Genomic DNA, 15,381 nt, shown 5'->3' with positions numbered 1-15,381 from the left:
GGGGTATCTGCGTCCGCTACCGGGGCAGGTCACGTCGTGCCCGCTCTGCGCGAGCCTGAAGGACCCGAAACCACAGCACCTGGATGCCGATTCCGGCCATGATGAACAGGTACGGCTCGAGGTGCATCCGGTAGCGCGCGTGCACGGTGGTCACTGCGTAGGACACGGTGAGCAGGACGACGGCGGTGCCGTAGATCGTCGCGGCGGCGGTCCGGACGCACCGCCGCCGACGCCACGCCGCGACGAAACCCACGATGGCGAGAAGGGTCGTCACCAACCACGGCACGAGGTACGCGAGCCCGGCCGTGGTCTCCAGGTCGGTCCAGTCGTAGCCCCACAACAGCAGGACCTTGTTGGCGGTCAGCTCGATGAGCCGCAGCGGGGAGGCGTCGCGCACGTCGGCTTGAAACGCTTCCATGTAGGCGTCCTGCACCCGCGTTTCGTACCCGGGCCCCTCCGGCACCGACTCCTGGATCGCGACCAGCTCAGCGCGGCCGGGACCATCGGTCGCCTCGGACAGGTTGCCCGACCCGTTCGTGTACGGGTTGAACCCTTTCCAGAGGTTGTAGCCCATGCTCTGCGCAGTCGGGATGAATCGCCCGAACGTGTCGTAGTTGCGCAGCGTCCACGGAGCGATCACCAGCATCATCGCCAACGCCCCGGCCAGCCCCACCTTCAGCACGGTGGAGAACCGACGCTTCCAGAACGCCCCCAGCGCGATCAGAACGGGTCCGATCAGGAGCATCTCGGTGCGGTTGAGCGCGGCGAGCCCACAGAGAAGTCCGCCGGCGGCGCCGTACAGCAGTGGGTTGGCTCCTGCCGCCAGCTTGACCGCGACGGCGGTGACCGCCAGGAGTAACAGCACCGCCCAGTTCGTCTGATGGTAGGTCGCCGTCACGAAGACGAACGTGGGGTAGCAGGCGATGAGCATGGCGGCCGCGAACGCCGCCCAGCGTGAGGGCCACAGCTTCAGCGACAGGTAGAACACCAACGCCACGCAGCCGAGTCCGGCCGCCAGATTGGCGGCGAGCCAGACCGCCCGGGCCGCCGTGCCGTCGCCGAAGACATGGAACAGGCCGAGCCAGAGGTAGCTGAGCATCGGGGGCATGTAGGCCGACGGGTAGCTGGCCTGTCCGTCGGGCGAATAGTGGAGACAGAGTTGGCCGTTGTTCTCGAGCGCGCACAGGCCCTGCTCGCCGTACTCCCAGATGTTCGCACCCTGCGAGATGTCGCTCTTGAGGATCATCACGGCGACGCGCAACACCAGTGCGGTACCCAGGGCCCACAACAACAGGGCTCTGGCACTCATGGACGGGCCTGCGACTGGGCGGTGTGGTCGCCGCGCCGAACCGACGTCCATGGTTCGATCGTTCCCCTCGCCGCCTTGTTTGCGCAGGTATTGAGCCTAAGCAATGCCGTAACGACGACGCAAGAGCAGACGGACCGGTGGCTGCCGCCGGACCGGGACCGGTGTTGAGGTGCTCAGCCCCCGCCGCCCGAGGCCATGAGTGCCCGTGCGGCCGCCTTGGGGGTGAGATCCGCGCGCAACACGCCGAAGTTCTCCGCGATGTCGGTGGGATCCGTTCCGCCGTCGACGAGTTCGTAGAAGATGAGCGGTCCGGCCCAGTACCAGCCTGCGACGAGCTTGCGAGCCTGCGCCAGGCTGGCGGCCTGGTCCTCCTCGGACACCGAATGGGTGCCGGTCCCAGTCGGGGCGCCGAACTCGGTGATCCAGACCTTCTTCAGGCCGTCTCCGTGGCGGACCATCACGGCGTGCAGCGCGGGCAGTTCACTGAAACCGCCTTCGGTTCGCTGCTGGGTGTCCATGGGCAGCTTGGGGAACGTGTACGGATGCGCCGCGACCCCGTCGGCCAGTTGTGCGGTGCCATTGCCGTAGAGCTGCTCGAGGTAGGCCGCCGGCTCGATTTCCGAACCCGGCACCTCGAATTTCGGAGACAGCCCACCGATGAGGATGATCGCTTGTGGATCGACGTCCCGTATCGCGTCGGCGGCCACCCGGAAGAGTTCACCGTACTGATCGGCGTCGGGCCGCGGCGGCCAGAAGTGCCGGATGTTGGGTTCGTTCCAGATCTCCCAACTGTGCACCCCGCGCGACGCGTAGCGGGCGGTGGCGATTCGAGCGAAGTCCCCGTAGTCCGCCAGGTTTCGAGGCCGCAGATGCCGGGACGACTTGGCCGGGCCGGGGGCGGGTTGCCGTGCCCATTCCGGGGTGAACGCGAGAACCGCCAGCACGTTCATCTGCCGGGCCAGCGCCGCGTCGACGAACCTGTCGGTCTGCGCCCAATCGAATCGCCCGCGCTCGCTTTCGATCACGGCCCAGTCGATGTCGAGCCTGACCCACTTCACGTTCATCGCGGCCATCAGGTCGAACTGCCGCTCGATGGATGCCGCGTCGGCGCCACGGAAGTGCACGAGCATCCCGATCTCGACCGGCCTGGCCGGACCCTCGGCGTGGCAGGACATCGCCGTAAGGGCGATCAGGACAACCGCCAGCAGGTGAGTCAAGCGCTTCCATTCCGCCCGCACCGGTACCCGACTTCGCGGGGCCGGGCGGGCGGTCATCGAACTATCGCCCGGTGGTCGGTCCCATGGCTGAACGTCCGGCCCAACAGGCCCTCGGCGCGTCCGATCAGCAGGGCGAACGCCTCGCCGGGGCCGAACTTCTTGGGATTGCGCAGCGGCATCAGAGCTGCCGCGAGCAGGTGCGCCGCCTTGTACCAGAGCGGATAGTTCCAGGTGCGCAGGACATATCCGGCTCCGCGCCCGTAGCTGCGTTGCTTCCGCCGGCGCTCCTGGGGCGGTAGATGGGCGAACTCGGTCTGCGCGTGGACGACGATGTCGCCGACCCACACGATCTCGAACCCGTCTCGCGCGGCCATGCGCAGCAGCAGGTCTGGGCCTTCACCAGATTGCCACGGAGAATCCGCACCCGAACCCCGCTCCGGATCGAATCCGCCGACAGCGAGGAAGTCCTCGCGTCGAATGATTGTCGCGGGTTCCATCGCTCCCCACGCGGTACGCCTTGTGAGCTTCGACCCGGCTGGCGGAAGCGGATTCCGGGGGCCTTCGCGGTCGACCAACTGGAGTGCGCACGCGGTCACCGATCCTCGGCAGTGCCGGGAGACGCGCTCGAGAAAGTCCGGATCGACGCGGCTGGTGTCGTTCGGGAACCAGAGCCAGTCCGCGTCGCCGGCCAGCGCTGCGGCCGCGGCATTGCGGCCGTTCGAGATACCGCGCGGACTGAGCACTGTGCGGATGTCGAGGGTGTCGGCGAAGGTGCCCACGAGTTGGTCGAGCTCCGCGGTGCCGGCCGCGTCGTGGTGTGCGATCGCCACCGCGGCGGGCGGGTATGTCTGCGCAGCCAGGTCGCCGAGCAGATCACGAAGCGCGGGCCACCGGCCGACCGTTGTGATCGCCACACCGATCCGCATGCGGGCCGGATCCGGCAGGCTCGCAGTCATGCGTCGAAGTGTAATCGACCGTTTGCTGGGGGCCGCCGGCTCGACGGCGCCGAAACCTCAGGCCGGATCGCAGATGATGATCGGGATCTTGCGGTCGGTCCAGGACCGGTAGTTGGCGAAGTCAGGGTAGATGGCATCCAGCCTGGGCCAGTATTCGTCGCGCTCGGCATCGGTGGCGTCGCGGGCGATCAGCTCGAGCACTTCGCTCTTGATCTGGAACGTGACCCGGGGGTTGGCCTGGATGTTCAGGTACCACATCGGGTTGCCGGCCCGGCCGCCCTGCGAGGCCACGAGCACCACCCGGTTCCCTTCGCGCAGGAACAGCAGCGGGCTTTCCCGCGGCTGTCCGGACTTGCGGCCGATCGAGGTCAGGATGCCGACCGGCGGCGGAGCCGAGAAGCGATTGGAGCCGCCCCGCCAGCTGGCGCCGAGGCGTCCGCCGGTGGCCTTGTAGGCCCACGTGTTGAACCGGGACATCCACTTGATGACGGTTCCGGCCTGCTTGGAGTTCAGACCCTTGGGTGCAGTGGCCACGGCAAGACCCTATCTCGTCAGGAACGGCCGGATGGCGGCGTTGATGTGGTGGATCTGTGCTCTGCCCGACGGATCGTCGGCCGGGATGCGGAACGTCTCGTCGATGTGGGCCCCGACCTTGCGCCCGGCCACCGACGGCTTGGTCGACAGGTCGAATCGGGCCCGGACGGTGTCGCCGTCGACAGTGAACTCGGGGATACTCACCGACTCGATGACGCGGTACTGCAGTCCGCGATTGAGGCTGCGGCGCAGATGGTTCCCGGAGAATCCGGTCTTGATACCGACCTCGATGCGGGTGCATCCCGACGCGAACGGCACGTCGTCGGCATCGTGGCTGGCCAGTGCGCTGATGTAGGCCTGGGCCGCGGCGATGCGGTCCGTCTCGGAAATCACGGGCACCCTAGATCCGCTCGATGATCGTCCCGGTCGACAAGGCGCCGCCGGCGCACATCGTGATCAGCGCGGTGGTCTTGTCGGTGCGCTCGAGTTCGTGCAGCGCGGTGGTGATCAGCCTGCTGCCGGTGCTGCCGACCGGATGGCCGAGCGCGATCGCGCCACCGTTGACGTTGACGGTGTCCATGTCGGGCTCGTGGACCCGCGCCCACGACAGCACGACCGAGGCGAACGCCTCGTTGATCTCGGTGATGTCGATGTCGCCGATCTTCATACCGGCCTTCTCGAGCACCTTCGCGGTGGATTGCACAGGCCCGTCGAGGTGGTAGTACGGCTCGGCGCCGACCAGGGCCTGACTGACGATGCGGGCGCGCGGGCGCAGCCCGAGGGCCTTGGCCTTGTCCTCGTCCATCCACAGGACCGCCGCAGCACCGTCGGAGATCTGCGAAGAGGTACCCGCGGTGTGGATTCCGCCTTCCATCACCGGTTTCAGCGATGCCAGGCCTTCGACGGTGGTGTCGCGCAACCCCTGGTCGCGGGTGACGGGCGCACGTTCGGCCGTCGGCTGCTTGTTCTCGTCGAGCACCGGGGCCTCGATGGGGCTGATCTCGCGGTCGAACCGGCCCTCGGCCCAGGCCTGCTTGGCCTTGCGCTGCGAGTCGACGCCGAACCGGTCGATGTCCTCACGGGTGATGCCGCGCCGCTTGGCGATCCGCTCGGCGGCGGTGAACTGATCGGGTAGGTCGATGTCCCAGGACGCGGGGCGGATGATGCTGCGGTCGGGGCCCGCGTTGGCGCCCAGGCCGACGCGGCTCATCGCCTCGATGCCGCACGCGATGCCGACGTCGATCGCGCCGGTGGCGATCAATCCGGCGATCAGCCCGTTGGCCTGCTGCCCGCTGCCGCACTGGCAGTCCACGGTCGTCGCACCGACCTGCTCGGGCAGGCCGGCCACCAGCCACCCCACCCGGGTGATGTTGTTGGATTGTTCACCGAACTGCGTGACGCAGCCGCCGATGACCTGTTCGACCTCGGCGGGGTCGACGCCGGCTTTCTCGACCACCGCCCGCTGAACCGCCCCGAGCAACTCGGTCGCGTGCAGTCCGGACAACCATCCGTTGCGCTTCCCGATCGGGCTGCGGGTGGCTTCAACGATGACAGGGGTACCCATTCCGCCAGGCTAGAACACGTTCCATTACTCTGACAAGCGGCGATGCTGCCGCGCCTTTCATCTGCGGAGAAGCCGTGTTTTACTGGCACTAGAACACGTTGCAATTGAGGAGCGCACCCCTATGCCTGGCCCAAGTTCATGCCCCATTGCCCCGGACTTCGACTTCCTCGACGCGACCCTGAATCTCGAGCGTCTTCCGGTCGAGGAGCTCGCCGAGCTCCGCAAGTCAGAGCCGATCCACTGGGTCGACGTTCCCGGCGGTACCGGGGGCTTCGGTGACAAAGGGTACTGGCTCGTCACCAAGCATGCGGATGTCAAAGAGGTGTCCAAGCACAACGAGATCTTCGGCAGCTCTCCCGACGGCGCGATCCCGACCTGGCCGCAGGACATGACCCGCGACGCGATCGATCTGCAGAAGTCGGTGCTGCTGAACATGGATGCGCCCCAGCACACCCGGCTGCGCAAGATCATCTCCCGCGGATTCACCCCGCGCGCCGTCGGCCGGCTCGAGGCCGAACTGAAGGCGCGGGCCCAGAAGATCGCCGAGACCGCTGCTGCGGAGGGCTCCGGCGACTTCGTCGAGCAGGTGTCCTGTGAGCTGCCGCTGCAGGCGATCGCGGGTCTGCTCGGTGTGCCGCAGGAGGATCGCGACAAGCTGTTCCGCTGGTCCAACGAGATGACCGCCGGAGAGGACCCCGAGTACGCCGACGTCGACCCGGCCATGTCCTCCTTCGAGCTGATCACCTACGCGATGAAGATGGCCGAGGAACGCAAGCAGAACCCGACCGAGGACATCGTCACCAAGCTCATCGAGGCCGACATCGAGGGTGAGAAGCTCTCCGACGACGAGTTCGGTTTCTTCGTGGTGATGCTCGCGGTGGCCGGCAACGAGACCACCCGCAACTCCATCACCCACGGGATGATCGCGTTCGCGCAGAACCCCGAACAGTGGGAGCTCTACAAGAAGGAGCGCCCGGAGACCGCTGCGGAAGAGATCGTCCGCTGGGCCACCCCGGTGTCGGCGTTCCAGCGCACCGCGCTCGAGGACACCGAGCTCAGCGGCGTCGCGATCAAGAAGGGCGAGCGTGTGGTGATGTCCTACCGCTCGGCCAACTTCGACGAAGAGGTCTTCGAGAACCCGCATTCGTTCGACATCATGCGCAACCCCAACCCGCACGTCGGGTTCGGCGGCACCGGAGCCCACTACTGCATCGGCGCCAACCTCGCGAAGATGACCATCAATCTGATCTTCAACGCCGTCGCCGACAACATGCCGGATCTGAAGCCGATCGGCGATCCGGAGCGACTGAAGTCGGGCTGGCTCAACGGCATCAAGCACTGGCAGGTCGACTACACGGGAAAGTGTCCCGTCAGCAGTTGACCTACTGACCTTTACCGGGATCAAGGAGGATTCGGGTGGACTTCAGTCCAGACGAAGGGCAGCAGGCTGTCGCCGACGTGGTGACGTCCGTGCTGGGTCGCGAAAACAGCTGGGAGGCGCTGGTCTCCGGTGGCGTGCCGGCGCTGGCGGTTCCCGAGCGGCTCGGCGGTGACGGCGTAGGGCTGGCCGAGCTCGCCACCGCGCTGACCGAGATCGGCAGGCACGGGACGGTGAGCCCGGCGTTGGTGACGCTCGGTGCGACCGCCGTACTGCTCGATGCGGCGAGCGACGCACAGCAGGACCGCTACCTGGCCGGCGTAGGCAAGGGCTCGGTGCTGACCCTGGCGCTGAACGAACCCGGCCGCCAACTGCCGGCCCGCCCTGCGGTGACGTTCTCCGGAGGCAAGCTGAACGGCACCAAGATCGCCGTCGGCTATGCGCAGCAGGCCGATTGGCTGATCGTCGGCACCGACAACGGCGTCGTGGTCGTGGCCGGTGACGCCGACGGTGTCGCGGTCGCGAAGACACCGGCGGCCAACGGCTCCGACGAATTCACCGTCACATTCACCGACGTGACGGTCGGCGACGACGACGTGCTCCACGACGCCACGGTGGCCCGGGTGAATGCGTTGGTGCTCGCCGTCACCGGCGCCTACGCGGCGGGTCTGGTTGCAGGAGCGCTGCGGCTGACGGCCGACTACGTCGCGACCAGGGAGCAGTTCGGCCGGCCGCTGTCGACGTTCCAGACGGTGGCCGCCCAGTTGTCCGAGGTGTACATCGCGTCCCGGACGATCTCACTGCTGGCCAATTCGGTGGTGTGGCTGATGACCGAAGGCCTCGACGCGCAGGACGACCTCGCGGTGCTGGGCTACTGGCTGACCTCGCAGGCGCCGCCGGCGATGCGCCTCTGCCACCACCTGCACGGCGGTATGGGGATGGACATCACCTATCCGATGGACCGCTACTACTCGTCGATCAAGGATCTGTCCCGGCTGCTGGGCGGCCCGGCGCTGCGCCTGGACGTCCTCGCAGACCTCGAAATGGTGGGAGTTGGCCCGGGCGAGCGAAGCGACGGGAGATGAGCATGTACATCGAACTGACGCCGGAACAGCGCCAGCTGCAGGCCGAACTGCGGCAGTACTTCTCGACGTTGATCACCGCCGAGGAAGCCGCGGCGATGGAGTCCGACCGGCACAACGAGGCCTACCGCGCGGTGATCAAGCGGATGGGTTCGGACGGCAAGCTCGGTGTCGGTTGGCCCAAGGAGTACGGCGGGCTGGGCTTCGGCCCGGTCGAGCAGCAGATCTTCGTCAACGAGGCCAACCGTGCCGACGTGCCGTTGCCGTTGGTGACCCTGCAGACGGTCGGGCCGACGCTGCAGGTGTACGGCACCGACGAACAGAAGAAGAAGTTCCTGCCCGGAATCCTCTCCGGCGATATCCACTTCGCCATCGGCTACTCCGAGCCGGAGGCCGGCACGGACCTCGCTTCGCTGCGTACGACGGCCGTCCGTCACGGCGACGAGTTCATCGTCAACGGTCAGAAGATGTGGACCACCGGCGCCCACGACGCCGACTACATCTGGCTGGCCTGCCGGACCGATCCGGATGCCGCCAAGCACAAAGGGATTTCGATCCTGATCGTCGACACCAAGGATCCCGGCTATTCGTGGACTCCGATCATCCTGTCCGACGGTGCGCACCACACCAACGCGTCGTACTACAACGACGTGCGGGTGCCCGCCGACATGCTGGTGGGGGAGGAGAACGGCGGCTGGAAGCTGATCACCACCCAGCTCAACCACGAGCGGGTCGGACTGGGGCCGGCCGGCCGTGTCGCCGGAATCTACGACCGGGTCCAGGCCTGGGCCGCCAAGCCGGGCTCGGACGGCGTCACCCCGGCCGAGCACGCCGACGTGGCGCGTCTGCTCGCCCAGATCAAGGCGATCTGGCGGGTCAACGAACTGCTGAACTGGCAGGTGGCCGCCTCCGGCGAGACCATCGCCGTCGCCGACGCGGCCGCTACCAAGGTGTTCTCCACCGAACGGATCCAGGAGGTCGGCCGGCTGGCCGAGGAGATCGTCGGCAGGTACGGCGATCCCGCTGACCCGGAGACCGGTGAACTCCTCGACTGGCTCGACAAGATGACCAAACGCAATCTGGTGATCACGTTCGGCGGCGGGGTCAACGAGGTGATGCGCGAGATGATCGCCGCGTCCGGGCTGAAGGTGCCGAGGGTCATCAGGTGACCGGTACAGACGACATCAAGGCCGCCGCGGAGCGGGTCAAGGCCGAGGGGAAGAGCAAGCCGCGCACCGGTCGCCATCCGGTGAACCAGCCGATGGTGGACCACTGGCTCGACGCGATGGGCGACAGGAACCCGATCTACGTCGACGAGCAAGCAGCCAGGGCCGCCGGGCATCCCGGTGTCGTCGCGCCCCCGGCGATGATCCAGGTGTGGACGATGATGGGCCTGGGTGGCACCCGTCCCGACGACGACCCGCTCGGCAAGATCCTCGAGCTGTTCGACGACGCCGGATTTGTCGGGGTGGTCGCCACCAACTGTGAGCAGACCTATCACCGCTATCTGCGCCCCGGAGAAGAGGTCAGCGTCACCGCGGAGTTGACCGACGTGGTGGGCCCGAAGCGGACCGCCCTCGGTGAAGGGTTCTTCATCACCCAGCGGATCACCTGGCTCGTCGGCGACGAACCGGTCGCCGAGATGATGTGGCGGATAATGAAATTCCGCCCGGCCGACCGTGACGCCGGCGCCGGAGTTCCCGAGGATCTCGACGCCGAGGCGATGATGCGCCCGGCTTCGTCGAAGGACACCAAGTTCTTCTGGGAGGGGGTGGACGCGCACGAGCTGCGGATCCAGAAACGTCCGGACGGGACGTTGCAGCACCCGCCGGTGCCTGCGCTGTGGCAGGACAAGGCCGCTCCGATCGACTATGTCGTGGCCAGTGGCAACGGCACGGTGTTCAGTTTCGTGGTGCACCACGCGCCGAAGGTGCCCGGACGGACCCTGCCCTTCGTCATCGCGCTCGTCGAGTTGGAGGAAGGGGTTCGGATGCTGGGCGAGTTGCGCGATGTGGACCCCTCGGCCGTCGAGATCGGAATGCCGGTTCGTGCCACCTATATCGACTTTCCGGAGGGTGAGTCGGGTCCGGCATGGACGCTGTATGCCTGGGAGCCGGTGACATGACGGCGAAGACGACAACCCCCGACGGCGTCGATGTCGAGGTGGGCACCACGTTGCCCGAGCTGTCGCTCTACGGCGATCCCACCTTCATCGTCTCGACCGCGATCGCGACCCGCGACTATCAGGATGTCCACCACGACCGGGACAAGGCTCAGGCCAAGGGGTCCAAGGACATCTTCGTCAACATCCTCACCGACACCGGTCTGGTGCAGCGCTACATCACCGACTGGGCCGGCCCAAGTGCGGTGATCAAGACGATCGGCCTGCGGTTGGGTGTGCCCTGGTACGCCTATGACACCGTGACGTTCAAAGGACAGGTGACCGACATCGCCGATGGCCTGATCACGCTGAAAGTCGTGGGCAGCAACAGCCTCGGGGACCATGTCATCGCGACCGCGACGCTGACCATCGGAGGTGACCAGTGAGCGGCACCTTGTCGGGCAAGGCCGCGATCGTCGGGATCGGCGCCACCGACTTCTCGAAGAACTCCGGCCGCAGTGAGCTGCGCCTGGCCTCCGAGGCGGTTCTCGATGCCCTCGACGATGCGGGCCTGACGCCCGCCGACGTCGACGGCATGGTCACGTTCACCATGGATTCCAACACCGAGGTCGCCGTCGCGCGGGCCACCGGGATCGGTGAACTCAAGTTCTTCTCCAAGATCCACCATGGCGGCGGCGCGGCGTGCGCGACCATCCAGCAGGCGGCGATCGCGGTGGCCACCGGTGTGGCGGAATGTGTTGTGGCATACCGCGCTTTCAACGAGCGCTCGGGAATGCGCTTCGGGCAGGTGCAGATGCGGCTGGTCGAGAACGCCGATTCCACCGGGGTGGACAACTCCTTCTCCTATCCGCACGGATTGTCAACGCCTGCAGCGCAGGTCGCGATGATCGCACAGCGGTACATGCATCTGTCCGGGGCGACCAGTAGGGACTTCGGTGCGGTGTCGGTCGCTGACCGCAGGCACGCGGCGAACAATCCGAAGGCCTACTTCTACGGCAAGCCGATCACGATCGAAGACCACCAGAACTCGCGGTGGATCGCCGAGCCGCTGCGGCTGCTCGACTGCTGCCAGGAGACCGACGGTGGGGTGGCGCTGGTCGTGACCACGCCGGAGCGCGCCAAGGACCTCAAGCACCGGCCCGCGGTGATCGAGGCCGCTTCGCAGGGGTCGAGCCCCGACCAGTACTCGATGGTCAGCTACTACCGCCCGGAGCTGGGTCTGCCCGAGATGGGGTTGGTGGGCCGGCAGCTGTGGGAGCAGTCGGGCCTGACGCCCGCAGATGTCCAGACCGCGATCCTCTACGACCACTTCACCCCGTTCACGCTGATCCAGCTCGAGGAACTGGGCTTCTGCGGCAAGGGTGAGGCCAAGGACTACGTGGCCGACGGAGCGATCGAGCTCGGTGGCCGGCTGCCGATCAACACCCATGGCGGCCAGCTCGGCGAGGCCTACATCCACGGGATGAACGGCATCGCCGAAGGGGTCCGGCAGCTGCGGGGCACATCGGTGAACCCGGTGCCCGATGTCGAGCACGTCCTCGTCACCGCCGGCACCGGTGTACCGACCTCGGGCCTGATCCTCGGCTGAGCGCGGCCACGGCGCAGGAGTGGCTCGCACGTTCAGCGAGCACCGACCACTAGTCTTGTCCCGGTGAGCTCCCACGAGCCAGGGCCCGACGACGAGGACACCGGTCCGGTGCCTCTCGGAAGGTCGGCGCCGACGGCCGGTGCGGCGCAGGAGCGCCGCTTCGACGCCCCGCTGTCGGTGAACCCACGGCCGATGCGCAAGAACCGCCGGCCCGCCGTGCTGGTGGGGGCCGCAGCCGTGGCGGTGGTCGGGCTGGTCGTGCTCGCCTGGTTGTTCTGGCCGTCGGCAGAGCCCCGGAACGCCACCGCGGGCGAAGCGCCGGAGTCGGCGGACCCGGCCGCGCCGTCCGAGACCGCCGATGAGGCGGCAGAGCGCCTGATGGGCCTGCTACCGCCGGGATACCCGCCCGGTGCGTGCGAGTCGGTCGTGCCGGCGCAAGGGGCGCTGGCTCAGGTCAGTTGTGAACGCAACGCGGATCCCGGAGGGCCGCTGTCGGCGACGTTCACGATGACCGGTGACGAGCAGTCCCTCGACTCGGCCTTCGAAGCCGTGGTCGACTCGTTGTCGGTGGTGGACTGCCCGGGCAACATCCAGTCTCCGGGACCGTGGCGGCGCAACGCCACACCACAGCAGCCGGCCGGCACCCTGGTGTGCGGGTTCGACGAGAGCACCTCCACGGTGGCCTGGACCACCGACGCACAACTGATGGTCAGTAAAGTCCAATCGGGTCCTCAGGGACCGAACATGGTGCAGCTCTACTCATGGTGGTCATCGCACTCCTGACAGCCGAAACCCTTTCTGGATCAGGGTATCGAGGGTCCGAAAGAATCGCCCGGCAAGAGATTTCAGCAAAATTAGTTGTGCTCAGCGATTTCGTGATAGACCTCGATGCGGGCGCATGGGGCAACGCCTCCGTTCGGTCGCGCCGCACCACATCCAACTGGGGGTTAAGAATGGCAAAGCACGTAAGCAAGGGCGCTCGGTCGGCCGGAATCCGGACCTACCTGACAGCAGGGGTCACCGCGGGTGTCACCGGGGCGGCGATGGCCGGCATCGGCACGCTGATACTGACCGGCGGCAACGCGGTTCCGTCCGAGCTCGAGGTGCAGCTGGCCTCGACCGAAGAAGAAGAGGACAGCCTCTTCCTCGCACTCAACCTGACCGGGGGCAGCAACCGCCCCGCCGATGTGCTCAACGACGCGGTGGCCGGGTTCTCGTTCGACTTTCTGCCGTTGGCCGCCGACGACGCCAACGGGATCTTCCGTCCGATCTTCGGCCCCGGTGGCTGGTTGATCGGTGACGGCCTGGACGCCGCAGACGACTGCGAAGGCAGCGCGTGCAACGGCGGTAACGGCGGAATTCTCGGCGGCAGCGGTGGAAACGGCGCCAACGGCGGTAGCGGCGGCTACGCCGGCTTCTGGTGGGGCGACGGCGGCGACGGTGGCAACGGCGTGGACGCGGGCTATGACCCGGAGACCGGTGAGAAGGTCTCGGCGGCGGGTAGGGGCGGCAACGGCGGCGGCGGCTCGCTGTTCGGCCGCGGCGGAAACGGCGGCGAAGGCGGTTGGGACTTCAACGAGAACGACTTCACCGGTGACGACGCCTCGATGAACGACGCGCAGGGCGGTCGCGGTGGCAACGGCGGAGACGGCGGCTGGGGCGGCTTCGGCGGCGACGGCGGCCTGGGCGGATACGCGTACTCGGAGAACGGCGATGCCACCGGTGGGGCCGGCGGCACGGGTGGCGACACCTTCTTCGGTAACGCCGGTACCGGCGGCGAGGGCGGCGAGGGCGAAGCCTACGCCGACGGCATGACGGCTACCGGCGGAAACGGCGGCGACGGCGGACATTCCGAGTTCAACGCCGCTGGCAATGGTGGCACCGGCGGCTACGGCGAGGCGTACGAAGATGCCGACGCGCAGGGCGGTACCGGCGGCACCGGCGGACACACGATTGTCGGCGGATCCGGCAGCGGCGGTGACGGCGGCGAAGCCGTGACCCTCGACGGTGACGCGACCGGCGGTGACGGCGGCAGCGGCGGCAGCGTCTCGGTGTGGGGCAACGCCGGTGGCGGCGGTGACGGCGGCGAGGCCTATGGCGGGGTGCCGGACTACGACGGTGGCCCGGTCGGCAGTGGCGATGCGACCGGCGGCAGCGGCGGCTCCGGCGGGACCGGCGGGGCTGTCATCGGTGACGGTGGCGACGGCGGTGACGGCGGCGACGCCGACATCGAAACCGGTGGCACCGGAACCGCCACGGGCGGTGACGGAGGTTCCGGTGGACGGGGCGGCGTGGTCGGCTCCCGCGGGGACAGCGGCAGCGACGGCTCGGCAACCCAGGGCGGTGCGTCCGCCGCGTCCACTGCCTCGGATTCCGACTCCGACTCCGATTCTGATTCGGGTTCTGATTCCGATTCCGACTCGGAGTAACTGAGCCGCAACGCGATTCACCGGCACCGCGGCCGCGGTGCCGGTGAATCGTCGTCTCGGCTGCCGGTCAGGCTGGTGGCGGAGCGACGACGGTGGTCGTCACGGGCGCCGTCGCCGGTGGTGTGGCCTGCTGGCCTTCCGGCAGCGGTGTGCCGGAACTGCCGGTGGGGGCTTCGGCGGTCGCCGCGCCCTCAGGGATCGGGGTGCCCGCCGGGGCTGCTTCCGCAGGGACGGGGGTACCCGAACTGCCCTCCGGCAGGGGTGTCCCCGAACTGCCCTCCGGCAGTGGGGTGCCCGAACTGCCCGCGGGCTGGGGCGCCACGGTGGCCTCGGGAGCTGGGGTCGATTCGGCCGCCTCGGCCTCGCCGGCCGGTGCCTCCGGGCTGGCCGACTCGGCCGGCATGGTGTCGACGCCCGCCGTCGCCGGCGCGTTATAGCCCCCCGTGGATGCCGGGGCCGGCGGTGGCGGTGGTGCCTGCACCCAGAGCAGCAGATCGGGTCCGCCGGCGTTGTAGACCACGCTGTCCGGCGCCTCCCCGATGACGTCGAAATAGATCTTGCCCATGGTCTTCTCGCCCTCGGCCAGGGTAGCCGGGTTCACGCCCTGCGGGGTGGCGACACCGAAGAGCACCCGGTAGGTCTGGCCATTCTCCGCGCGTGCGTTGAGATTGGACACGATCGGTGTGACGGTGCCCGAGATGGCCTCGTCGATGGCGGTCGCCTCCCACAGGGTTCCGGCAACCGGATACGGAATCGTGTCGGTGCTGGGCTGCAGACCAGCGACGGTCCACCCTTGCTCGATGTCGCCGTTGACGAGCTCGCCTTGTTGGCCGAGGTACCGAACTTCGGTGTCGGCTGAGGCGACCGGTGCTGCGGCGATGCCGACTGTCGCAGCGGCGGCGGTGGTGATCGCGGCCAGTGCGGGCTTGGTCTTCACGTGATGTCCTCCTGTTTCGTTTAGTCGAGCAGCGAGGTTGTCTCCCCCCCGCGAGCAACGTAGCAGGCGCCAGGGCGGCTGAATACAGCAACACTGCACGCCACACACCGTGGGCGCTGCCGAGCGAGAAGTGGAATTGACAACCGATGATGGCAAATGATGGCCGACAGGGTTGCTTCAAGATCAAACCGCGGCCCCTGTCGCAGGCCGGCTGGCAATGTTCGCCTGCCACCCGCTCCGGCGCGTGCGGTCTGCCGGCCCACGC

The 15,381-nt window shown here is 67.8% G+C and carries 15 protein-coding genes; 8 read left to right on the top strand and 7 right to left on the bottom strand.

The window, feature by feature from the left end:
• Positions 1-16 precede the first annotated feature (16 nt).
• The 6 genes from ACXAID_RS05320 to ACXAID_RS05295 form a co-directional block, all read right to left on the bottom strand.
• Positions 17-1,309 (bottom strand): ArnT family glycosyltransferase, encoded by a 1,293-nt coding sequence (locus ACXAID_RS05320; RefSeq protein WP_475021141.1) that lies wholly within the window; start codon positions 1,307-1,309, stop codon positions 17-19.
• A 173-nt stretch (positions 1,310-1,482) separates the two neighbouring features.
• On the bottom strand, positions 1,483-2,526 hold the full coding sequence (locus tag ACXAID_RS05315; protein WP_475021140.1) for a cellulase family glycosylhydrolase: 1,044 nt from the start codon (positions 2,524-2,526) through the stop codon (positions 1,483-1,485).
• A gap of 53 nt (positions 2,527-2,579) precedes the next feature.
• On the bottom strand, positions 2,580-3,482 hold the full coding sequence (locus tag ACXAID_RS05310; protein WP_475021139.1) for a glycosyltransferase family 2 protein: 903 nt from the start codon (positions 3,480-3,482) through the stop codon (positions 2,580-2,582).
• A gap of 57 nt (positions 3,483-3,539) precedes the next feature.
• On the bottom strand, positions 3,540-3,959 hold the full coding sequence (locus ACXAID_RS05305) for a nitroreductase family deazaflavin-dependent oxidoreductase (RefSeq protein ID WP_475021169.1): 420 nt from the start codon (positions 3,957-3,959) through the stop codon (positions 3,540-3,542).
• 66 nt (positions 3,960-4,025) lie between these two features.
• Positions 4,026-4,409 (bottom strand): DUF8021 domain-containing protein, encoded by a 384-nt coding sequence (locus tag ACXAID_RS05300; protein WP_475021138.1) that lies wholly within the window; start codon positions 4,407-4,409, stop codon positions 4,026-4,028.
• A gap of 7 nt (positions 4,410-4,416) precedes the next feature.
• Positions 4,417-5,580 (bottom strand): steroid 3-ketoacyl-CoA thiolase, encoded by a 1,164-nt coding sequence (locus tag ACXAID_RS05295; RefSeq protein ID WP_475021137.1) that lies wholly within the window; start codon positions 5,578-5,580, stop codon positions 4,417-4,419.
• 121 nt (positions 5,581-5,701) lie between these two features.
• On the opposite strand from ACXAID_RS05295, the gene ACXAID_RS05290 reads away from it, so the two are divergent.
• The 8 genes from ACXAID_RS05290 (at position 5,702) to ACXAID_RS05255 (ending at position 14,179) form a co-directional block, all read left to right on the top strand.
• Complete coding sequence (locus ACXAID_RS05290) at positions 5,702-6,961, top strand: cytochrome P450 (RefSeq protein ID WP_475021136.1); 1,260 nt, start codon at positions 5,702-5,704, stop codon at positions 6,959-6,961.
• Positions 6,962-6,996: 35 nt separating this feature from the next.
• The gene (locus tag ACXAID_RS05285; RefSeq protein ID WP_475021135.1) at positions 6,997-8,043 is read left to right on the top strand and encodes an acyl-CoA dehydrogenase family protein; all 1,047 of its coding nucleotides are present in this window, start codon (positions 6,997-6,999) and stop codon (positions 8,041-8,043) included.
• Positions 8,044-8,045: 2 nt separating this feature from the next.
• Complete coding sequence (gene fadE29 / locus ACXAID_RS05280) at positions 8,046-9,209, top strand: acyl-CoA dehydrogenase FadE29 (protein WP_475021168.1); 1,164 nt, start codon at positions 8,046-8,048, stop codon at positions 9,207-9,209.
• On the top strand, positions 9,206-10,165 hold the full coding sequence (locus tag ACXAID_RS05275; RefSeq protein ID WP_475021134.1) for a bifunctional MaoC family dehydratase N-terminal/OB-fold nucleic acid binding domain-containing protein: 960 nt from the start codon (positions 9,206-9,208) through the stop codon (positions 10,163-10,165). The genes fadE29 and ACXAID_RS05275 overlap by 4 nt, the downstream gene beginning before the upstream one ends.
• Complete coding sequence (locus tag ACXAID_RS05270) at positions 10,162-10,587, top strand: MaoC family dehydratase (RefSeq protein ID WP_475021133.1); 426 nt, start codon at positions 10,162-10,164, stop codon at positions 10,585-10,587. Before ACXAID_RS05275 ends, ACXAID_RS05270 begins: the two co-directional genes overlap by 4 nt.
• Positions 10,588-10,595: 8 nt before the next feature.
• Positions 10,596-11,750, top strand: a complete 1,155-nt coding sequence (locus ACXAID_RS05265) for a lipid-transfer protein (protein WP_475021167.1) — start codon at positions 10,596-10,598, stop codon at positions 11,748-11,750.
• Positions 11,751-11,813: 63 nt separating this feature from the next.
• Positions 11,814-12,533 carry a hypothetical protein gene (locus tag ACXAID_RS05260; RefSeq protein WP_475021132.1) on the top strand — a complete coding sequence of 240 codons (720 nt, stop codon included), beginning with the start codon at positions 11,814-11,816 and terminating at the stop codon, positions 12,531-12,533.
• A 170-nt stretch (positions 12,534-12,703) separates the two neighbouring features.
• Positions 12,704-14,179 (top strand): hypothetical protein, encoded by a 1,476-nt coding sequence (locus tag ACXAID_RS05255; protein ID WP_475021131.1) that lies wholly within the window; start codon positions 12,704-12,706, stop codon positions 14,177-14,179.
• A 67-nt stretch (positions 14,180-14,246) separates the two neighbouring features.
• On the opposite strand, the gene ACXAID_RS05250 is transcribed toward ACXAID_RS05255, so the two are convergent.
• On the bottom strand, positions 14,247-15,116 hold the full coding sequence (locus ACXAID_RS05250) for an MPT63 family protein (RefSeq protein WP_475021130.1): 870 nt from the start codon (positions 15,114-15,116) through the stop codon (positions 14,247-14,249).
• Between the last annotated feature and the right edge of the window lie 265 nt (positions 15,117-15,381).

It is taken from the genome of Mycobacterium sp. ABE4_509, from assembly GCF_056160785.1.
Note: the sequence above shows the minus strand (reverse complement) of the source record. Positions and strands in the feature narration are given on the sequence as shown.

Coding starts and splice junctions, on each gene's coding strand:
- ACXAID_RS05320 (WP_475021141.1), bottom strand. CDS start 1,309: ATGAGTGCCAGAGCCCTGTTGTTGTGGGCCCTGGGTACCGCACTGGTG.
- ACXAID_RS05310 (WP_475021139.1), bottom strand. CDS start 3,482: ATGACTGCGAGCCTGCCGGATCCGGCCCGCATGCGGATCGGTGTGGCG.
- ACXAID_RS05305 (WP_475021169.1), bottom strand. CDS start 3,959: ATGTCCCGGTTCAACACGTGGGCCTACAAGGCCACCGGCGGACGCCTC.
- ACXAID_RS05295 (WP_475021137.1), bottom strand. CDS start 5,580: ATGGGTACCCCTGTCATCGTTGAAGCCACCCGCAGCCCGATCGGGAAG.
- ACXAID_RS05290 (WP_475021136.1), top strand. CDS start 5,702: ATGCCTGGCCCAAGTTCATGCCCCATTGCCCCGGACTTCGACTTCCTC.
- fadE29 (WP_475021168.1), top strand. CDS start 8,046: ATGTACATCGAACTGACGCCGGAACAGCGCCAGCTGCAGGCCGAACTG.
- ACXAID_RS05270 (WP_475021133.1), top strand. CDS start 10,162: ATGACGGCGAAGACGACAACCCCCGACGGCGTCGATGTCGAGGTGGGC.
- ACXAID_RS05255 (WP_475021131.1), top strand. CDS start 12,704: ATGGCAAAGCACGTAAGCAAGGGCGCTCGGTCGGCCGGAATCCGGACC.